Annotated in this window: 20 protein-coding genes and 2 pseudogenes; 11 read left to right on the top strand and 11 right to left on the bottom strand. The window is 36.6% G+C overall.

Features of this window, described 5'->3' with window-relative positions; all coding sequences use genetic code 11:
• The first annotated feature begins 24 nt into the window (after positions 1 to 24).
• From tatAC to ACFVP7_RS11030, 5 genes are all read left to right on the top strand, one after another.
• The gene (tatAC, locus tag ACFVP7_RS11050) at positions 25 to 213 is read left to right on the top strand and encodes a twin-arginine translocase TatAC (RefSeq protein WP_003231634.1); all 189 of its coding nucleotides are present in this window, start codon (positions 25 to 27) and stop codon (positions 211 to 213) included.
• A gap of 175 nt (positions 214 to 388) precedes the next feature.
• Positions 389 to 613 carry a hypothetical protein gene (locus ACFVP7_RS11045; protein WP_003238229.1) on the top strand — a complete coding sequence of 75 codons (225 nt, stop codon included), beginning with the start codon at positions 389 to 391 and terminating at the stop codon, positions 611 to 613.
• 246 nt (positions 614 to 859) lie between these two features.
• On the top strand, positions 860 to 1,216 hold the full coding sequence (locus ACFVP7_RS11040; RefSeq protein ID WP_338733956.1) for a YoqO family protein: 357 nt from the start codon (positions 860 to 862) through the stop codon (positions 1,214 to 1,216).
• A gap of 158 nt (positions 1,217 to 1,374) precedes the next feature.
• Positions 1,375 to 2,097 (top strand): YrpD family protein, encoded by a 723-nt coding sequence (locus tag ACFVP7_RS11035; RefSeq protein WP_338733954.1) that lies wholly within the window; start codon positions 1,375 to 1,377, stop codon positions 2,095 to 2,097.
• 42 nt (positions 2,098 to 2,139) lie between these two features.
• Positions 2,140 to 2,427 carry a hypothetical protein gene (locus tag ACFVP7_RS11030; protein WP_123374527.1) on the top strand — a complete coding sequence of 96 codons (288 nt, stop codon included), beginning with the start codon at positions 2,140 to 2,142 and terminating at the stop codon, positions 2,425 to 2,427.
• Between the two features lie 122 nt (positions 2,428 to 2,549).
• Here the strand turns inward: ACFVP7_RS11030 and ACFVP7_RS11025 are convergent, their stop codons facing one another.
• The gene (locus ACFVP7_RS11025) at positions 2,550 to 3,389 is read right to left on the bottom strand and encodes a thymidylate synthase (protein WP_338733950.1); all 840 of its coding nucleotides are present in this window, start codon (positions 3,387 to 3,389) and stop codon (positions 2,550 to 2,552) included.
• A 274-nt stretch (positions 3,390 to 3,663) separates the two neighbouring features.
• Positions 3,664 to 3,828: a hypothetical protein gene (locus tag ACFVP7_RS11020; RefSeq protein WP_273797026.1), complete on the bottom strand. Its 165-nt coding sequence runs from the start codon at positions 3,826 to 3,828 to the stop codon at positions 3,664 to 3,666.
• A 371-nt stretch (positions 3,829 to 4,199) separates the two neighbouring features.
• Here ACFVP7_RS11020 and ACFVP7_RS11015 point away from each other — a divergent pair, with 371 nt between their 5' ends.
• Together ACFVP7_RS11015 and ACFVP7_RS11010 are read left to right on the top strand one after the other, a co-directional pair.
• On the top strand, positions 4,200 to 4,523 hold the full coding sequence (locus ACFVP7_RS11015) for a hypothetical protein (RefSeq protein ID WP_326353805.1): 324 nt from the start codon (positions 4,200 to 4,202) through the stop codon (positions 4,521 to 4,523).
• A 218-nt stretch (positions 4,524 to 4,741) separates the two neighbouring features.
• Positions 4,742 to 5,341: a VanZ family protein gene (locus tag ACFVP7_RS11010; protein WP_338733943.1), complete on the top strand. Its 600-nt coding sequence runs from the start codon at positions 4,742 to 4,744 to the stop codon at positions 5,339 to 5,341.
• Between the two features lie 108 nt (positions 5,342 to 5,449).
• On the opposite strand, the gene dutA is transcribed toward ACFVP7_RS11010, so the two are convergent.
• Complete coding sequence (dutA, locus tag ACFVP7_RS11005; protein WP_338733941.1) at positions 5,450 to 5,884, bottom strand: dUTP diphosphatase DutA; 435 nt, start codon at positions 5,882 to 5,884, stop codon at positions 5,450 to 5,452.
• Positions 5,885 to 5,913: 29 nt separating this feature from the next.
• Positions 5,914 to 6,373 (bottom strand): annotated as a pseudogene (locus ACFVP7_RS11000) (DUF2691 family protein).
• Positions 6,374 to 6,802: 429 nt separating this feature from the next.
• On the opposite strand from ACFVP7_RS11000, the gene ACFVP7_RS10995 reads away from it, so the two are divergent.
• Together ACFVP7_RS10995 and alr are read left to right on the top strand one after the other, a co-directional pair.
• Positions 6,803 to 7,231, top strand: a complete 429-nt coding sequence (locus ACFVP7_RS10995) for an endonuclease (protein ID WP_338733939.1) — start codon at positions 6,803 to 6,805, stop codon at positions 7,229 to 7,231.
• Between the two features lie 417 nt (positions 7,232 to 7,648).
• On the top strand, positions 7,649 to 8,833 hold the full coding sequence (gene alr / locus ACFVP7_RS10990; RefSeq protein WP_338733937.1) for an alanine racemase: 1,185 nt from the start codon (positions 7,649 to 7,651) through the stop codon (positions 8,831 to 8,833).
• Positions 8,834 to 8,934: 101 nt separating this feature from the next.
• On the opposite strand, the gene ACFVP7_RS10985 is transcribed toward alr, so the two are convergent.
• A complete protein-coding gene (locus ACFVP7_RS10985) occupies positions 8,935 to 10,350 on the bottom strand; it encodes a sugar porter family MFS transporter (RefSeq protein ID WP_338733935.1) in 1,416 nt (471 codons plus the stop codon).
• A gap of 421 nt (positions 10,351 to 10,771) precedes the next feature.
• Here ACFVP7_RS10985 and yncB point away from each other — a divergent pair, with 421 nt between their 5' ends.
• Complete coding sequence (gene yncB / locus ACFVP7_RS10980; protein ID WP_017697666.1) at positions 10,772 to 11,407, top strand: endonuclease YncB; 636 nt, start codon at positions 10,772 to 10,774, stop codon at positions 11,405 to 11,407.
• Positions 11,408 to 11,620: 213 nt separating this feature from the next.
• Here yncB and ACFVP7_RS10975 read toward each other — a convergent pair.
• The 3 genes and pseudogenes from ACFVP7_RS10975 to xylA all read right to left on the bottom strand — a co-directional run.
• A pseudogene (locus tag ACFVP7_RS10975) lies at positions 11,621 to 11,786 on the bottom strand (glycoside hydrolase family 11 protein); the annotation flags it as partial.
• Between the two features lie 104 nt (positions 11,787 to 11,890).
• The gene (xylB, locus tag ACFVP7_RS10970) at positions 11,891 to 13,390 is read right to left on the bottom strand and encodes a xylulokinase (protein WP_396583239.1); all 1,500 of its coding nucleotides are present in this window, start codon (positions 13,388 to 13,390) and stop codon (positions 11,891 to 11,893) included.
• Between the two features lie 150 nt (positions 13,391 to 13,540).
• Positions 13,541 to 14,878, bottom strand: coding sequence for a xylose isomerase (gene xylA, locus ACFVP7_RS10965; RefSeq protein ID WP_268554295.1), 1,338 nt, complete (start codon positions 14,876 to 14,878; stop codon positions 13,541 to 13,543).
• A 249-nt stretch (positions 14,879 to 15,127) separates the two neighbouring features.
• On the opposite strand from xylA, the gene ACFVP7_RS10960 reads away from it, so the two are divergent.
• A complete protein-coding gene (locus ACFVP7_RS10960) occupies positions 15,128 to 16,282 on the top strand; it encodes an ROK family protein (RefSeq protein WP_396583238.1) in 1,155 nt (384 codons plus the stop codon).
• A gap of 136 nt (positions 16,283 to 16,418) precedes the next feature.
• Here ACFVP7_RS10960 and xynB read toward each other — a convergent pair whose 3' ends face one another.
• The 3 genes from xynB to ACFVP7_RS10945 all read right to left on the bottom strand — a co-directional run bounded on the left by xynB (position 16,419) and on the right by ACFVP7_RS10945 (position 20,776).
• Positions 16,419 to 18,020, bottom strand: a complete 1,602-nt coding sequence (xynB, locus tag ACFVP7_RS10955; RefSeq protein WP_338733924.1) for a xylan 1,4-beta-xylosidase — start codon at positions 18,018 to 18,020, stop codon at positions 16,419 to 16,421.
• 30 nt (positions 18,021 to 18,050) lie between these two features.
• Positions 18,051 to 19,442: an MFS transporter gene (locus tag ACFVP7_RS10950; RefSeq protein WP_338733922.1), complete on the bottom strand. Its 1,392-nt coding sequence runs from the start codon at positions 19,440 to 19,442 to the stop codon at positions 18,051 to 18,053.
• Positions 19,443 to 20,305: 863 nt separating this feature from the next.
• Positions 20,306 to 20,776 (bottom strand): hypothetical protein, encoded by a 471-nt coding sequence (locus tag ACFVP7_RS10945; protein ID WP_042975853.1) that lies wholly within the window; start codon positions 20,774 to 20,776, stop codon positions 20,306 to 20,308.
• Between the last annotated feature and the right edge of the window lie 133 nt (positions 20,777 to 20,909).

The raw sequence follows: 20,909 nt of genomic DNA, 5'->3' as shown, positions 1-20,909 counted from the left end.
TACTTTAATCAGGGGGAAAAGGATATGGAATTAAGCTTCACAAAAATACTCGTTATTTTGTTTGTGGGTTTTTTAGTATTTGGGCCTGATAAACTGCCGGCGCTTGGCCGTGCAGCAGGAAAAGCCTTATCAGAATTTAAACAAGCAACAAGCGGACTGACTCAGGATATCAGAAAAAATGACTCAGAAAACAAAGAAGACAAACAAATGTAGGATAAATCGTTTGGGCCGATGAAAAATCGGCTCTTTATTTTGATTTGTTTTTGTGTCATCTGTCTTTTTTTTATCATTTGGACAGCCCTTTTTTCCCTTTATGATTTAAATTGTCCAATCCGCACAATCTATTCGCCATATAATAAAACGTATTAACACTAAAGGAGGAGTATATATGGGTTATTACAAAAAATATAAAGAAGAGTATTATACGGTCAAAAAAACGTATTATAAGAAGTATTACGAATATGATAAAAAATACTATGACCACCATGATAAAAAATATTACGACTGTGATTATGACAAAAAATATTATGACCATGATAAGAAATATTATGATCACGACAAAAAAGACTATGATTATGTTGTAGAGTATAAGAAGCATAAAAAACACTACTAAACGCCATTAACATCTCCTCGTTTTTACTTTCCCCCGGCTATTGCCGGGTCTTTTTTTGTTTGTGCACTATAAGTATATTTCTGAAGCTTCCCTTTCTATGAAAACCTTGGTGACTGAATCTAAAAAAGAATAATGAAAATTTAGTACATAGTTTAGTTAGTTCATAAGTGAGCGCATTCAGTTTATTGCAGTTACAAAGAAACTTTTATAAACTCTTTGAGGATCATACATAAAAGGAGAGGTTATTTGTATAGAAACAGCGTATTTTATCTCATTTTACTTTGTCTATTTATATCAGTTGTCATGAAAAGCTTTGAGGTGATAAGCACAATAGCCAATGTTATCTGCTTTGTTTTCGTATTGCTGTATTTTAAAGATGAAATGAAAACATACTCACGTAAAGCGTTAGCAATCCTAAGTATTTGTTTTCTTTTCTTAGTCGGTATCTGTGCTTTTATCATTTTACAAGGACAGACATTGATGAAACGTCACCTCTTTTTTACAGGCTGGGAAACGATAGCGGGCATTCTTTTAATAATCGTTTCTTTAAGCATTTGTACTTTTATTTTGAGGAAAATTTCAAATCGGTTAAAACGAATGTGATCTCATTCTTTCCTCTGATAAAGGTATATAGCTTTCAGATTGGCGAAGCGTTTCGTCCCTTACCACTCAAAATGAAATATTTTGTCGATTTATATACATCAATCCAGTTCCAAAATAAGGTATAATAAATGGCAAAACCACTATCTAAAGGGGGAATTTTGATGAAAAAAGTATTGATTGCAGGTGCAGTAGGAACAGCAGTTCTTTTCGGAACCCTTTCATCAGGTATACCAGTCTTACCCGCGGCAGACGCTCAAGTCGCAAAAGCAGCATCCCAGCTGCCTAAGGGAATCGGCGGCCGCGCCTATCTGAATAGTACAGGCGCTGTTTTTACAGCTAAAATCACGCTTCCTGAAACTGTCAAAAACAACGACTCGGTCTCTACTCCCTATATTTATTCAGGATTTAGGGGAACAAGCGGAACTGAAGCCGATATCGGGCTTCAGTACAGCAAACAATACAACGTCTGGAAGCCCCTCATGAAGGTTGGGTCCAAAAATGAAGAAACGTACATCGAAGGAAAAGATAAATTCACATACAATAAAGGCTTCCGCCCTGGAAGCACAGTCCAAATGACAATCTATAAAAATTTAAGCGGCAATACGCGCATGACCCTTTGGGGAACGAACAATGACGGCTACACCGGACGGATTATCACAGAAATTCAAGGAACCAACATCGGCACGATTTCAAAATGGAAAACACTTGCTACCGCGGCTGTTTCGTATGAAAGCCAGCGTGATGCGATCAAAGCAACCTTTTCGACATCTTTTAACAACATCACAATCGACAATAAAGCCGTCACTCCTGTGGTAGATACACAGGATTTCGCAAAGGTTTCAGTTGCAGGAAATAACGTTACGATCTCTGTTAATAAATAAACGAAGCAGCAAAAAGCCGCCAGCATTGTCTGGCGGTTTTCTTTGGAGCATACTGGTCATGGTTCGTTTCTTCAGCTCTTTTGTTTAAACCTAACTTTAATAAGGGTGGAAATTGGTATGAAATATGAAAAAACAAGTCTTTTTGGAATGATTTTAGTTATTGTAGCACTTCTAATATCTATATATTTTATGTGTAATACAAATGCGTTGGTACCTGCTGGATATGATCTAGCTATTCATGGAATTGTAATATCTAGAACTGTAATGATTGCTTTTACTTTGTATTTAGTTTCAAAGTTAGGATATTTTCTTCTGAATAAAAAAGATTAACTGTAGAGTTAATCTTTTTTATGTATTATACGTGTTTGTCCTTCAATTTTTATTCATCTTCCAGATTGCTTAATGAAATTAGGATACCTGCTATCCATTCACTGCACAATAAAAAGGCAGCATTAAACCGCTACCTCAAATAAAAGCTTGTCCCCATGTTTATAGTTGATTAATTTGAAATCATCGATTGTAAAATGATAAAAATCTTTCACTTCAGGATTGATCCATAGTTCAGGTGCTTCAAACTGTTCTCTTTCCATTTGAATTTTCAAATTGTCTATATGACGTGTGTACACATGGCAGTCCCCAATGTTAAAGATATATTCTCCAAGCTCATAACCAGTCACTTGAGCAATCATGCGCTGCAACACATTGTACTGGAATACATTGAATGGATTCCCCAACGCCATATCATTGCTCCGTGCTCTTACCTCGAGGTGGAGCTTACCTTGCTTAACATACCATTGAGTTTCGTATACACATGGCGTTAAGGCCATTGCGTCTAAATCATCAGGATTCCACAGCATTGTAATGTGTCTGCGTGAAGACGGGTTGTTCTGCAATTGATGAAGAAGATAATCTACCTGATCCACTTTTTCTTCATTTAGATTTCTGTTTTTCTTCCCCAGCTGAAATCCATATGCATGTCCGATGGTGCCGTCTTCTTGTTTCCACTGATCCCAAATATGTACGCCCATCTTGTTTAAATCATTAACATCATTAGATTTCAGCTGCCAAATCCAGAGCAACTCTTTAATGGCTGTTTTCCAGGCAACCTTTTTTGTCGTTAAAATCGGAACCTCTGAGTTGTCGAATCTCATTTGCTTACTCATTACACTTAGAGTATGTGCCGGTGTTCCATCTGAGTCCCACTTGGTTCTTACCTCAAACTCTTCGTCTGAGATTCCATTATTGATAATATCCTTTATAATTGAATTGTATTGTTTATCGAATTGCGTCATGACTATTCATATCCTTCTTTCATTTTCAGTTGCTAAGCATAATTTATTACGAATGCAATATTATCGCAAATACTAAGCACTCGCAGATAAAGTGAGGATCTTATTCCACTCACTGTGTGTTTAAAGAGGAGTTAATCCCCCCTCTTTTACACCTGTATTTCTCCATAACATAGTCTGTCACATAGCTCATAGTTACCGCCAGTTTGGTACATACACCGTTGATAACATTGTTGAGGATTATAAGAAATGATTTGATATTGCGGCACATAAAAATTCAAATAGTTAGGTGTTTGTGTATACCAAATTGGGAATTGTCTAAACACATTAAATCCTCCAATAGCTTTTTCTGATTTAATGCATTGTATTTTACCTCAATATCAATTGTCATTTGTCCATGTGCAATTGGGCTTTCTTTAAAATAAATTCTCTCTAATTTCATTCACTTGATCATTGCACTTTCTTTTATTGTATTTGGTAACAGATCATTCCCTCTTTAAATCGTTTTGACTGGTTTTACTGATTGTTGAGCTTCCAAAGCAGCATCAGAAATAATATCATAGAGCTCCTGACTTTTCACCAAGCAAATATTCTTCAGCATTTTCTGAAAGTCCCTCTTCTTCTCCATACACTTTCATCTAATTTATTGTAATTGAATCCATTCTCCTGCTCTTATTTTAATAAGTAATTTATCCATTTTGTTTTCAGAAAGTTTTTAAACAGCCTCTTTTTACAATTATTATTTCATTTGACTATACCATATCATTGAAACTTCATATATTAATTTCGATTAGAATAAAAGGAGGGCTTTAATTGGGTTATTACAAAAAGTATAAAGAAGAGTATTACACTTGGAAAAAAACGTATTACAAAAAGTATTATGATCATGATAAGAAGCATTATGATTGTGACAAAAAATATTACGATCATGATAAAAAACATTATGATTGCGACAAAAAGTATTATGACCATGATAAAAAACATTATGATTGCGACAAAAAGTATTATGACCATGATAAAAAACATGATCATGATAAAAAGTATTACGATGATCACGATTATCATTACGAAAAAAAGTATTATGATGACGATGATCATTATTATGATTTTGTCGAATCATATAAAAAACATCACTAAATCTCTTAAACGTCTATTTATTCCCCGGCGACATACCGGGGGCTTTTTTATTTATGAAAACAGTCATTAACTTGGCGTTAAATTAGTTTCATTTGTAGTTTTTATTTGCCCTGTCCTACTTTTTTATTCTAGATAAAAGTATTCTTTTATTGAAATCTGAATCTTCCCTTTTCCCTATTTATGTTAAAATGAGTTAAAAAGGAAATTGTGGTGTATTTATGCTCGACTCAGCTTTTCTCTTGCCATACTTAATGGTTCTTTATTTTTGCTTTATATTTTATACACTCATAAGACGAGTCCTTTACAAAAAAGGCCGGCTACCCATACATAAACATATCGTTATCTTTTGTTTATTGGTTTACTTTTTCAACTTGATTAGTGTTACATTATTCCCTATGCCAATAGATGCTGTTTTAATTAAGGATATTAAAGACGATACTTATATTCCATTTGTATCAGGAAACAACTTTATCCCTTTTTACTTTCTTTTAGACATTTATCATGAAGGTCTGCAATACTATGTAATTAGATCAATTGGAGGAAATCTAATATTATTACTGCCAGTTGGCTTATTGTTTCCTCTTTTATTTGCGAAGTTAAATAACGTAAAAAGAATCTTGCTAACTGGATTTTTCATATCTTTGTTTATTGAGTTAATACAGCTTACGTTTTCAGTGTATATAAGAACAATTTACAGAAGTTTTGATGTAGATGATTTAATCCTTAACACACTAGGTACTTTAATAGGGTATTGGTTCTTTTACATTTTAAGGATGCTTTATGAAAAATTGAGTTATCGTATTAAAAATAACTCTTAATCAATAAACATTGAATAATTTTTACATTCCCTCATATGATAATATGTACCTTGGCTGAAACCTCCATTGTGATCACGCAGCATGATTGCAGCCAAGGTTTTTATTTACCTACTTCGTTCCCGTTGAACCGTGTCCGCCACGGTCTTCATTCTCCAAACGCTCAACTTCAACCAATTCAACCGCCGGCATTTTCTTCATGATTCTAAACTGGCAGATACGATCACCCTTCTTAATTTCAGTATCACGCAATGCATAAGCAGGAAAGAACCAGAAATCGTTGTCTCCCTTATATGACTCATCGATAACACCCATTGAATTTGTTTGAATAACGCCAAAGTTCTTATATGTACTTGAACGAGGGACGACATGTGCTTCGTAACCTTCAGGCAGCTCCATTGCAACACCTAATGGGACAAGCTTAAATTCATCTTTTTTGATTGTTACATCTTCAGCTGCCCGAAGATCAATCCAGTCTCCCTGCTCAATTTTGCTGATTCTTGTTTGTGTTTCATCTAGATACTTGATTTTAATTTGCATTGTCATGTACTAGCTCCTTTAATTTTTATTGACTATCATACAGTAAGGCTTGTTCTAGTGTCATTTTCATCAGTTATAAATTGAATGTCTTCAAAATCATTCTGTAAAGCATTGAAGTAAAGTTTTTCAATGAATTTTTTGTTTTTACAGTAAATCGAAACATAGCTATTATCTGCTATCAAAAGGACAAGTTCGCAATCATTGTCAGCAAACTCTTCATATGTATTAACTTAATTAACCATTTTCCATATGGAAATGCTTTCAGTTCAACGAAAATGGTATAGAATGATTCGTTTTTAATTGTTGCTCAAAAACTGCCCCTTCAACAATTGCGTAGTCATGAAAAAGCTCCTCATCATCGAGCTCTCCTTCTACAACAAAATAAGATTCCCCACTCGTTTGCCACCTATAATGAGCTATTTCTACCGGCAGCAGTATTCTCCATAGAAAATTTCCATATTCATTCGGTATTTGAAAACTAACTCCCCTATTCATGTATACCCCTTACTTAAACGATTTTTGTGAATACGAGTTTAATTATATACTCTAATGTTAGGTTTATGGAACAAGGAATCGACTGCCTTTCAACCGATTATCTTTTACAGAATTTTCTCAACCCATCTCATTTAAAAGGTTCTTCCAATGTTCATAACAATAGACGCCCTCTTGTTCTCTTGTCTTTGTCGAGAAAAGTCAGCCAGTCAGTGCCTTCATATGTAGTGTCCTGCTTATCTCAGACCGTACTTGATTACGCTTTAATCATCCTCATGTTATGACATGTTTACTCCGTCATAAAATATTCACCAGAAATAAACATACACTTTTTGTATTTTTTGTGAATTACAGGATTTCCCAAAGGTCTTTCCAACTCTTTATCGAATGTATAATTTTGTAATTTATTTCTTATATAGGAGATGAAGAAACGTGTTTAAGAAAATTGTGATAGGTTCGATTTTAGTTAGTTCAATTACAGGATTAAGCTCTACTTATGCTTCAGCTGCATCAATTGACCTCGCACCTAAAAAAGTCTCTGCGTTTGCAGCCGCACAATCCGATATTATACTAGAGGAGGAAGAAACGTTTAGAGGTGACGGAAAATTTTATTTTGATTATTATGGAAGTGAAGATGGCGAAATCAGAGTTTTTGTTGAGAATACAGGAAGCAATCCATTTGAATTCAAAATTGTAAAACCAGGTGGTGGAACAATCGCTTCCGGCTATACAGTTAAACCTGGCAAAAGTGTAACTCTAACTCTTGACGTATCACACTATAAAACCGGAACATATTATATTCGTTGTCAAAATGATGATGGAGCTAAGATAAAAGCTTTTGCAAAAGTGCGTGCTCTCTAATAGGAATCCAATGGAGCAAGGAAGGTTGTTGTTACTTCCTTGCTTTTTTCTGTGCTTCTATACTGCAAACATCAAACAACACTGATTCTAACCTGTATCCTTTGTATTGATGAACGGTAAGTTTTTCCTGATTAGATTTCTCGTTATCATCTACCCTTAGAAAAAAATGTCCCTAAACAAATAATCATTTTTGTAATCCTCGGTCGCCGTACCCATTAACACCCCACTTACAAGCCTCATGTATCCCGTACTTGTTATTATTCGAACATTGATAAGCACCTTCTCGTATCACATGGATTTGCTGTTGAATGATTTCAAATAAAGTTGAATAAAATAAGATCGAATCATCCAACAATTAACATTTATTCTTGCGGCAATAGGTGGTATTTATAATCCATAAGAAGGAAGGAAGCGTTGATGATAAAGCTTTGCCGAGAAGTTTGGATCGAAGTCAATCTTGATGCCGTTAAAAAGAATTTGCGAGCGATCCGCCGTCATATTCCACATAAGAGCAAAATTATGGCTGTCGTAAAAGCGAACGGTTATGGTCACGGGTCTATAGAAGTGGCACGCCATGCACTGGAACACGGGGCGAGTGAACTCGCTGTTGCCAGTGTGGAGGAAGGAATCGTTTTACGAAAAGCTGGGATTACAGCACCTATCCTTGTGCTTGGTTTTACATCCCTTAGTTGTGTAAAGAAGTCAGCAGCTTGGAATATAACATTATCAGCATTCCAGGTTGATTGGATGAAAGAAGCAAACGAGATATTGGAAAAAGAAGCGAGTGCTAACCTGCTGGCTATTCATATTAACGTGGATACCGGCATGGGACGATTAGGTGTACGCACAAAGGAAGAACTTTTAGAAGTAGTGAAAGCCTTAAAGGCAAGTAAATTCCTCAGATGGACAGGGATTTTCACACATTTTTCGACAGCTGATGAACCTGACACAACACTCACAAAGCTGCAGCACGAAAAATTCATCAGTTTTCTCAGCTTTTTAAAAAAACAGGGGATTGAGCTGCCCACCGTGCATATGTGCAACACGGCTGCAGCTATCGCATTTCCGGAATTTAGCGCTGATATGATCCGTTTAGGTATCGGCTTATATGGTTTATATCCTTCAGCCTATATTAAACAACTAAATCTCGTTAAGCTTGAACCTGCGTTAAGTTTAAAGGCGCGCATCGCTTATGTGAAAACCATGCGAACAGAACCCCGAACCGTTAGCTATGGTGCTACATACGTCGCAGAACCTAATGAAGTCATTGCTACACTCCCGATTGGCTATGCTGACGGCTATTCTCGTGCCCTTTCCAATCGCGGGTTTGTTCTTCATCGCGGAAAACGAGTGCCAGTGGCAGGAAGAGTAACAATGGATATGATCATGGTCAGTTTAGGAGAAAACGGTGAAGGTAAACAAGGAGAAGAAGTCGTGATTTACGGTAAGCAAAAAGGAGCCGAGATTTCCGTTGATGAAGTGGCTGAAATGCTCAATACGATTAACTATGAAGTCGTGTCTACATTAAGCCGCCGCATCCCTCGTTTTTATATAAGAGATGGCGAGATTTTTAAAGTATCAACTCCAGTATTATACGTGTAGAACATCTTAAAATGCTGAATCAAAATCCCTCTACCAGAGGGATTTTGTTTTTTCTGAAACTAAAAAAATCCCTCCTATAAGAAGAGAGATTTTCAACATATTTATACCTCAATAACTGATTGTTCAGGAGTATTATGATCGTGTCGAGAACGAAAATGCTCTTCTAATTCTTCAAGTGTACGCCCCTTTGTTTCCGGCATGAATTTGTACACAAAACCGATTGCCAATACACCTAAAGCCACAAATATAAAGAATGTAAAAAACAAACCTACAGAGCTAAGCAAGATCGGGAAAGCAAAACCGATCACAAAGTTTAATATCCAAAGGAAAAAAACACTTATCCCAGAACCAAGTCCTCTTAACCTTTGAGGGAAGATTTCCGCTATGACAAGCCAAGTCACAGGTCCTACACACCCTTGCATAAAGGCAAGAAATAAAACGGTCAAAGAAAGCACTACATAAGGAAGTGCCATAGATCCATCAAGCACAATTGAGAAAATCGCAATCAATAGGAGCGCTGTAGTCGTCCCCGCCAAACCAATCAATAATATTGGACGCCGTCTCACTTTTCCGACCAGCCAAATCCCAAATATAACTGCAATAACTGATATCAGCCCATTTCCAATATTAGCAATTAAAGCCGCTTTTGTACCAAATCCAGATTCTTTAAGGATTTGTGTGCCATAATACATAATCGAATTCACACCTGTAATTTGATTCACGATGGCAACACCGATTCCAATCCATAAAAGACGGCGCAGCCATGGTGTAGAAAAGTCCTTGAGTGATGCCTTTTCTATTGTTGTATCTTTTTCTACCGCTTCTTGAATTTCTCTACATTCAGCTTCCGCACGTTTATCTTCTCGAATTTGTTTAAGAACACGCAGCGCCTCACTTTTTTTGCCTTTGGTGATTAGCCATCGAGGGCTTTCTGGTACCTTAAGCATACTGGCAAATAACATGATAGCCGGAACAGCACAAATGACTAGCATGTATCTCCAAACATGTCCCGTATTTGCCATTGTTACACCGAGGATCGCATTAAAAACATATGCTAAAAATTGCCCGCCAACAATCATTAGTTCATTTTGGGTTACCATACGCCCTCTCTTCTCATGCGGTGCCATTTCTGCTAAAAAGGCCGGTACCATCGCTGAGGCTCCTCCAACAGCCAGCCCCAGTAAAAAACGAAAGGCCGCCATGATTAAAACATTAGGTGCTAACGCTGTTCCCAGTGATGCCAGTAAAAATAAAAAGGAAAGATTAAGGATCATTTTACGGCGGCCATATCGATCCGCTAATCTTCCGCATAACAACGCTCCAAACGCGGCACCTAATAAAAGAATACTCGTAACAAGCCCTTCTGTAACCGGTGTTAAATCAAGCTGATCTGGCCTTGCCATAAAAGGTAAAGCTCCATTTATAACTCCGGTGTCATATCCAAAGAGAAGCCCTCCAAAAGTTGCTGAAATCATTATTAATTTCAACCTTCGATTTCGATGTTCATTCATATCCATTTCCCCTGCCTTTATTAAGAATACTTAATAAGCTCTTTCAGTGTGGATATTGAGTCAAAACTAAAGTCATCTCTATCTTAGATTTTCGCCTCTGGATTTGTAACCGTTTACATTTTTAGCCAATAGAATAAACCTAAGCTATTAGTTGTTATGTTGTAGTAATGTTTTTGTCACATTATTGTCATTTCTCATATTATCATAATTCCAAAAGCATTTTCAGTCAATATTATTTTCAGGATTATTTATTTCCGCTATGTGATGGTGATGTTTTGATCACCTTATTAGGATGTTAACTATTGGCGATTTAAGTGTTATAAGTTCCCTTGAAGTTATGGGTATTTTCCATTCACAAAAAATGTCCATATCGTTATAATGATGATGTTTAATCGCGAAAAGAGAAAATGATAAAGAGGGAATCAATATGAAGAAGATTTTGATCAGTATGATCGCAATCGTTTTAAGTATTACTTTGGCAGCTTGCGGATCACATCACGCAGCCAAAAACCATTCAGATTCTAATGGGACGGAGCAAGTCTCTCAAGATACTCAATCTAATGAATATAATCAGACAGAACAAAAGGCCGGCACGCCTCATTCAAAAAAGCAGAAGAAATTGGTTAATGTTACATTAGATAGAGCAATAGATGGAGATACGATTAAGGTTATTTACAACGGAAAGAAAGACACAGTTCGCTACTTGCTCGTTGATACACCTGAGACGAAGAAACCAAATTCTTGTGTTCAACCATACGGTGAGGATGCGTCGAAACGAAATAAAGAATTGGTCAACAGCGGTAAGCTACAGCTGGAATTTGATAAAGGCGATCGCAGAGATAAGTATGGAAGACTGTTAGCATACGTTTATGTTGACGGCAAATCTGTTCAAGAGACATTATTGAAAGAGGGATTGGCCAGAGTAGCATATGTATATGAGCCTAACACAAAATACATAGACCAATTCAGACTAGATGAGCAAGAAGCAAAATCAGATAAACTGTCAATTTGGAGTAAGAGCGGTTATGTGACAAACAGAGGATTTAATGGCTGTGTGAAATAGAAAAACACTGTTCGTTAAAAAAAGCAGCAAACCTAGCAGAATGCAGTTTCCAAAGAATGAGAAAGAGATGATGGCGTGTCTAGTTTCCATTCTGCTTATCAAGCTAAAATCATCAACTAGCCTGTAAAATTTCCGCTGTATAGTAACAATAAAAAACACCCCTTCACGTCAATGTGAGGGGGTTATTTGTGTGTAAACATCCTTCCTATTTCATCATAAATCAAGAGATCCCTCTACCGTCGTTAGCGCGGTTTCATACATCTTACCCATTGGCATTCCTAAGCTTTCCCACTTCTTGAAGTGTTCGCTGACAGAATACGGTTCCGCTCGTTCGTTTTGTCTGCTGGACACTCCAATACTGTTTAAAGGTTGCCATACCTTATTCTCACCATCTTTTCAAAAGAAGGCAGCCATGTCATCAAAGGCCTTTAATGATGATTGATCATTAATTGTTTTTCGGTTGATCTCCAGACAATAACATCATTAGTTTTTTCGAAAGCTCTTCAAAGCTGTATTGAGATCCTTTGTGTGAGTGTAAATGTTCTTATATAAATCAAATAGTGTTTTATATTTTTGTACATTTTGTGCCTTTGGATAAAATGCAGCAGCCTCACGAATGAACTGCTCTGCACATTCTTCAAGTGATTCAAACCAACCGCTTCCAAAGGCAGCCAGCATTGCAGCCCCCATAGCTGGCCCTTGTTCATTTTCTAACTTAATTACCCTCGCATTGAAAATATCAGCTTGCATTTGCAGCCACGTATCATTTTTAGCTCCCCCACCAATAGAAACAACAGTATGAACTGATTTTCCCGCTTCGCGGAATAGCTCAATTGATTCATGTAAAGAGAATGTGATACCTTCCATTATTGCCCTCAAAAAGTGCTTTCTATTATGGGCTCCATCCATTCCGATCAAGCTTCCCCGAATAGAAGAATCAGCATGCGGCGTTCTTTCACCAACCAAATAAGGAGTGTATAGCAATCCATTGGCTCCTATCGGAATAGCTTCCACCCCCTGCAATAATTGCTCAAACGATTCGTTTGGTGCAAACGTTCTTTTAAACCAGTCCAAGCTGTATCCTGCAGCGAGCGTGACGCCCATCGTATAAAAAGAATTCTTTTTTCCATGATTAAAAAAGTGGACTTTCCCTTTAAAGTCTCTTTCTTTTTCTTCTTCGTAGGAAAGTATGACCCCTGAGGTCCCAATACTGCATAAAGTTTTTCCGGAAGAAAGGATACCTGCTCCAATAGCGCCGCAAGCATTATCTGCTCCCCCAGCGTACACTTTTGTTTTTTCTAATAGCCCGGTCTTGGCGGCAACGTGCGGAAGCAGCGACCCTACACAATCATGAGATTCAACAAGCGGAGGACAAATATCTGCAGAAATACCAATTTGATTGCAAATATCATTGCTCCACTCCTTGCGAGTAATATGTAAAAGTAAAGTTCCTGCTGCATCGGAGTATTCCGTGTGAATGGCACCGGTCATACGGAATCGCACATAGTCTTTCGGAAGCAAAAACACAGCAGTTTTTTTAAAAAGTTCAGGTTCATGTTCCTTTACCCATAACATTTTAGGTAATGTAAACCCTTCTAAAACACGGTTTTTTGTGATGTCAAGAAGATGATCGCCAAATTTCTCGGTCATCCGGACACATTGAGGCGTTGTTCTGGTATCATTCCAAAGAATTGCATTACGTAACACCTGACGATCTTTATCAAGCAGTACTAATCCATGCATTTGTCCCGAATAGCTTATCCCGTCAATATCCTTGGCTTGAACATTGGATATAGAAACCAATTCAGCCAATGCTTCAATTGTTTGCTGCACCCAGTCTTCAGGATTTTGCTCACTATATCCCGCCTTCTCTTGGATGAGCGGATACCTTTTGGACGTTTCTGCACAAACCTTGCCGTTTTGGTTAACTAAAATGGTTTTAACAGCACTCGTTCCAAGATCTATTCCAATGACATACTTCATTTTTTCACTCCTTGCCCTTTTAAAAAACCATTCACTCTAAATAAATCCTAATTATAGAAGTTACCCGTCATAACAACAAGCAATAGGAAAGGAATCATGACGGGTAATTCAGTGACTTGGTATTGATAGCAGGATCTGGAGCTTATCCTGTTATACTTCTAAAATGTATTGGTTCAATATCGCTTTTAATTTCTCCTGTCTTCCAGATTCGTTTTTAATTAATTTATGATTTAGCGCATATTGCTCAAGTGTGTGGAAATTAGCTCTTCCTTCTATAATTTCAAGACCAATCCCTTCAGTAAAGCTGCGGTAACGATGTTGAATCACATCTTCAAACACACGATCTTCGATTAATTTGTGGGCAACTTTCAATCCTCTTGCAAATGCATCCATCCCTGCAATATGGGCATATATTAGATCATCAGGCTCGAAAGAAGATCTTCTGACCTTCGCGTCAAAGTTTAATCCGCCGCTTCCAAGGCCGCCATTTTGCAGGATTTCGTACATTGCTAATGTCGTAGAATATAAATCCGTCGGAAATTCATCCGTGTCCCAGCCTAAAAGAGGATGACCCTGGTTTGCGTCAACAGAGCCAAGCAGACCATGTACTCTTGCCATGCGTAATTCATGTTCGAATGTATGCCCGGCTAATGTGGCATGATTGGCTTCAAGATTTAATTTAAAATGATTGTCTAAGCCATATTGCTTCAAAAAGGCAATGGTTGTTGCTGCATCTGTATCGTATTGATGGGTGGTCGGCTCTTTTGGTTTTGGCTCAATCAAAAACTGCCCTGTGTACCCGATTTCCTTCGCATAATCCACTGCCATATGCATAAATCTAGCCAAATTATCAAGCTCAAATTTTAAATCGGTATTTAATAATGTTTCATATCCTTCACGGCCGCCCCAAAATACATAGTTCTCAGCGCCAAGCTCTTTTGCTGTTTCTAACCCTTTTTTCACTTGTGCTGCAGCATACGCAAACACATCTGCATTGCAAGAAGTCGCGGCACCATGGACGAAACGGGGATTCGTAAACATGTTTGCGGTATTCCATAATAGCTTAACGCCGCTGTTTCTCATGTAATCTTTAATCATGCCCACGATCATATCTAAATTTTGGTTTGTCTCTTTTAGCGTACTGCCTTCTGGTGCAATATCCCGGTCATGAAAAGCAAAGAATGGTGCATCTAGTTTTTCAAACATCTCAAATGCTGCTTCTACTCTCATCTTCGCTAGATCCATGCCTTTATAGTGATCCCATGGTCTTTGCATCGTACCTGCTCCAAAAACGTCTGTTCCATCAGCGGTAAATGTATGCCAATAGGCAATAGAAAATCGCAAATGCTCTTTCATCGTTTTTCCGCCGATTACTTCTTGAGGATTATAATATTTAAATGCTAAAGGATTAGTCGAATCTTTCCCTTCGTAAACCACTTTGTTTGCGCTTCCAAAATAGTTGATTGAACTGGAATGAGATTGAGCCATGTAATTTCCCCCTTAAAAATAAATTCAAAACATGATCATTCAAATACAAATGCATTTTATTTCATCTTGTAAGTTACCTATTAGTTTGTTGTTTAAACAAACTAACTTATTTTCATCTTATATAACCTCGTCAGTATTTTCAATATTTTTTTTTAGTTTTTTATGAACACATTAGATATAATAAAGATAAGATTCGCTATGTACTATGTTCATACTTAATTTAAAGGTTATACAAATGGAGTGGATGAAGTGGATATCGCAGATCAAGCCTTTGTTAAAAAAGTAAATCAAAAGTTATTATTAAAAGAAATACTTAAAAATTCACCTATTTCAAGAGCAAAATTATCTGAAATGACTGGATTAAATAAATCAACTGTCTCATCACAGGTAAGCACGTTAATGAAAGAAAATCTGGTATTTGAAATAGGTCAAGGACAATCAAGTGGCGGAAGAAGACCTGTCATGCTTGTTTTTAATAAAAAGGCAGGATACTCCGTAGGAATAGATGTTGGTGTGGATTATATCAATGGCATTTTAACAGACCTTGAAGGAACAATCGTTCTTGATCAATACCGCCATTTGGAATCCAATTCTCCAGAAATAACGAAAGACATTTTGATTGATATGATTCATCACTTTATTACGCATATGCCCCAATCTCCGTACGGGCTTATTGGTATAGGTATTTGCGTGCCTGGACTCATTGATAAAAATCAAAAAATTGTTTTCACTCCGAACTCTAACTGGAGAGATATTGACTTAAAATCTTCTATACAAGAGAAGTACAATGTGCCTGTTTTTATTGAAAATGAGGCAAATGCTGGTGCATATGGAGAGAAAGTATTTGGAGCTGCAAAAAATCACGATAACATTATTTACGTAAGTATCAGCACAGGGATAGGGATCGGTGTTATTATCAACAATCATTTATATAGAGGAGTAAGCGGCTTCTCTGGAGAAATGGGACATATGACAATAGACTTTAATGGTCCTAAATGCAGTTGCGGAAACCGAGGCTGCTGGGAATTGTATGCTTCAGAGAAGGCTTTATTAAAATCTCTTCAGACCAGAGAGAAAAAACTGTCCTATCAAGATATCATAAACCTCGCCCATCTGAATGATATCGGAACCTTAAATGCATTACAAAATTTTGGATTCTATTTAGGAATAGGCCTTACCAATATTTTAAATACTTTCAACCCACAGGCCGTAATTTTAAGAAATAGCATAATTGAATCGCATCCTATGGTTTTAAATTCAATGAGAAGTGAAGTATCGTCAAGGGTTTATTCCCAATTAGGCAATAGCTATGAATTATTGCCATCTTCCTTAGGACAGAATGCACCGGCATTAGGAATGTCCTCCATTGTGATTGATCATTTTCTGGACATGGTTACAATGTAATTTTAATGGAATGTACAGCTCATCTTTAAAGATGAGTTTTTTTATTCTAGGAGTATTTCTGGAGCAATAGTGACATAGGCACCTTCTCATATGAAAAAGGAGTTCTAAAATAGAAATCTCCTTTTTCATGTGCAAATTATTTTTCTTTATAACGAAAATATCTAAAGTCGGCCGGAATATGATTACCACTGGTATCTTGGCATTGCATCCCTACAAAGGCCCCTGTGAAGAATCCTCCCCCACGAATGTAATCATCTGATAATTTTTTCGATTCCAGTGCTATGTCAATTTTGTGCCAATCTTCTTTGTTAAAAGAATAGAAATAATAATATTTGTCTTTTTCAATATTTACTCTTAAATATATATACTTTACTTCACGAGGAATAACAATTTTATTGTGTAATGGCTGTGAAAAAGAAAAGTTGTCACATATTGTTAATTCAAGAATGCGGCCAAGTTCTTCATCATGCGTGACTTGAAGAGCCGTCCAGTTCTCTGTATTGTAGTAATTCACCAATCCAGCGGCTTGTTGAAAATTTTCCGGATAAAACTCAACAGCAGTTTCGGCTTCAAAATGGAGACTTTGCCAGCGTCTGGCTACAAATGCCTGAGTAAATGTCGAGGTCAATGATTCATGACCGAATAATCGTAAATGATTTGGCGCTTGAGTCAATGAACCTAATTCATTCGTGAATGGAATCCTTAAAGTTTGAAAATTTATATTTAATGTTGAATCCTCAAATTCATCAACTTCCGGGTACGTTGCTTCAAATATTGTTTCGGGTATAGAAGGTGCATCTACCTCCAAGCTTCCTTCTTTTCCACCTACTACATAGGGCCATTCATCTTTCCAGTAAAGTTTTTGAATAGCTGTTTCTCTGCCCAAAGGACAGTATCCTCTCTGCTGAAAAATTGAATCATCGTCAGGATGAATAGGACGTCCCGTTAAATGAGCTAAATACCACTCATCTGTATGTGTTTGAACAATGGATGCATGACCACATTTTTGCAATGGATTTCCTGGGTCATGCCATGACGTTAAGATTGGATTATCGGGATGAACTTCATATGGCCCCTCAATATTTGCAGAACGGGCAATTGTAGCAGCATGTTCGAACCGTGTTCCTCCTTCTGCAGTTAATAAATAATAATAGTTCCCGATATGATAAAGGTGCGGAGCTTCTGTCAGTTTTCTATCCGTTCCTTCAAATATAACTTTTGGTTTACCGATTAATTTTTGCTCTTTATCAGAATATTCCTGTATAACAATTCCTCCAAATGAGTGCCGATCAATACGGTGATCCCATAACATATTTAATAAATACTTTTTTCCATCCGTATCATGGAACAAAGAAGCATCAAACCCCGAGCTATTTAATGTAATCGGCTCACTCCAATCACCATTAATCGTTTCACAAGTAACTAAATAATTGTGACAATCTTTCCATGCGCCATCTACTACCTTAACATCCGTATAGATCAGCCAAAACTTCCCATCACTATAGCTTAAACATGGTGCCCAAACCCCACCTGAATTTGGATTTCCTTTCATGTCTAATTGTGAAACTCTCTGTAATGGATGTGCAACTAAGTGCCAATTTACTAAATCTTTTGAGTGGTGTATCTGGACTCCCGGAAACCACTCAAATGTAGATACAGCGATATAATAATCCTCTCCTACCCTACAAATACTTGGATCGGGATTGAATCCTTTAAGTACTGGATTGGTAATCTTCATTTGGGACTCCTCCTCAGTTTATTTTCTTTTTTAAGCTTTGAAATCATCAATATGATCCCAATAAACTTTGTCTCTATTCTCTAATTCTCGAACCATGTTTTTATATTTTTTCTCATCTAAGTTATAGAAATTAATATCAATTAAAGCTAGAACCAGCAAGAACACGGGAATAATGGTTGTTGTAATTAAAATCCCCATTAATGCCGTTGGGGTTTGTGCCTGATTTGCTACATATCCAAACTTATCAAGAACCAGACCCGGAACAACTCCTCCTAAGGCCATACCAAACTTAAAGAAAAATCCGATGATAGCGTAAATGAGCCCACCCATTCTTTTCCCAGTCCTGTACTCTCCATATTCTATTGTTTCAGGAATAAGCGCCCACATATATCCCCCGGCAGTGAGACTTCCAGCAGCAGCGATTAATCGACAGACAAGTATGAGGTAAACATTACTTGGCGGAACAAACAGTAAAGCTAAGAGGCCGATAATATTCAGTAATAATGCATAGTTTAGTAATTTCTTTTTCCCCAAAAATTGATGAAGCCTTGGAATAAACGGTAAAATGACCAAAGCGGGCAAACTTCCTATCAAACCGTACCACTTCACCAAATCCTCTCTTTCTAAGTTATACGTTACGTAGTAAATGCCAACCGAATTACTGATGGAATTCACTCCAAAAATAATAATAAAGAAAATACTTAATACAACAAGTGGACGATTAACACGAAACTGCTCAAATATATCCGTAAATTTAATTTTTTCTTCGGATTTTTGAAGAGTGACCCGCTCTTTTGTGCTTTTAAAACAAAAGATTAAAAGGCACCCGCCTATCACTCCCAAAATACCCATTGTTAATTGCCAGCCAAGAGATTCGTTGCCAGAAGTATCACTTAAATATGCAGCCAGTAAGGGAACAAAAAATGCAACGACAAGTCCCCCAAGATTCGCAAATAACATACGAACTGATGTTATACTAACCACTTCTTGATTATTTCTAGTCATTGCAGAAGTTAACGCGCCATATGGAACGTTTATCGTAGTGTATGTAAGCGACAAGCCAACATAGGTCATATAGGCATATATTAATTTCCCCATATCCGTAAAGTCTGGTGTTGTAAAACAGAGTATTGCCAGTATGACAAATGGAAAAGCTCCGAATAAAAGATACGGTCTAAAGCGTCCAAATCTGCTGTTCGTTCTGTCAACTATTGTTCCGATAAAAGGATCAGCGAGAGCGTCGATTATTCTAACCACTAAAAACATAGTACCGGCTGCTGCTGCCGATAAACCAAATACATCTGTATAGAAGAACAAAAGATACGTAGACACTGTTGCATAAATTAAATTACAAGCAAAATCTCCAGACGCATATCCAACTTTTTCAACCATGCTAATCTTCTTTACATTTTCACTGAGCATGATTTCTCCCCTTTTCGATCCTTTAATATGGAACAGTGTGAAACGGTATAACAATTTCTCGAATTTACGGTCAGTAAACTTTTATAAAAGCGCTTTCAAAACAGTGCAAAAAAATATGGTGATCAGCAAGCAGAAAATTCATCTTTTTTCGTCATACCTTATATACCTGGAAAAGGATAAAAGCCTCATTCTTTCGTTTCTTATATTGTTTAGCTCCATTAAATCGATCCTCTTATCCCCCTTCCATCCATATTCAGTAAGACCTTATCTTGTGGATAATAAAAGTTCATCTTATTAGTTTGTTGATCGAACAAACTAACTTGACTTAATATTATAAAATCCTTTCAACTTTTTCAACATCTTTTTCAGAAAGTTTAAACAGAATGAATTAAATATTGATTTTTGACTGTTTCGTTATATTCAGTGTCTCAAATATTTGCGAATGTCATGTATCAGTTAACGACGATTAGTCCAAAACAGATTCTTGTGTAAACACATGACAAAGATGATCTATGCGAAATAAGAATTGGTTAGTGGTAAGTTGCATTTAAGAGTTTGATAAAGGTGATCACAGGCTGTATGGAGACTGTTAGCCTAGATTTATGCTGATGGCAAACCCGGTCATGAATTGAAAGAACAGGAATGGCAGAATAGTTTATGTTATAAGTCCTACCCTACATACATATATCAATACAGGAAAGATAAATAAGAAGCAAAAATTGAGACGCTTTCAACCGGAGTAGAAATGGCTATTTGACTGTCTGAGGATTAATGGCTGTGTTAAACACTATGATTTATCCTTTCAAACTTATTTTAATCTTAAAAATTTTAATTGAGACTGGAAACAAAAGAGAATACAAAAATTAATTCCGTATTAATTTATTCAATATGTTAATTTTACTTTGGTCTTTATGATTCTTCTTCCTTCTTCTATAACCATCTAATAAAGACTTTTTATAAACCTTGAGGTAATCATCAATCGTTAGCAAATGATATTTCGCTCCGCCATCTTCAAAAACCTCTAGGTTATTATAGTCTACATCTGCAAATGGTTTTAAATCCTCAATGTAAGCAATGCCTATTTTTGTATTAGTTTTCTTAAATTCATGCTCATGTAAATCAACCATTTTGTATCCATGCAGTTCCATCACTTTTTTTAGTTTTTCCCACTTTTCCTCTAAAAAAATTAAAGGAATAAGGATATCAATATCTTCTGGGGAAAAGTCTAACCCAGTTACCTTTTCAAGACCTAAAGATCCATATAATAATGGAATTATGTCTAACTCTTTATTAAACGTTTTAGCTATATTGATAAATTCATTATACAATTTCATTTTACATCCCCATTATTTGGTGATTAATTATTACGATTCAACTAGCTCTTGAATTTTCATAAGTCCTTCAATACTTTCATGTGGTATATATCTCAAAGGGTTATTTTTTCAAACATCCTGAAAGTCATCTGTA

It is taken from the genome of Bacillus sp. SG20033, from assembly GCF_044570195.1.
Taxonomy (GTDB): domain Bacteria; phylum Bacillota; class Bacilli; order Bacillales; family Bacillaceae; genus Bacillus; species Bacillus subtilis.
This window is presented reverse-complemented; position numbering and strand designations above follow the sequence as displayed.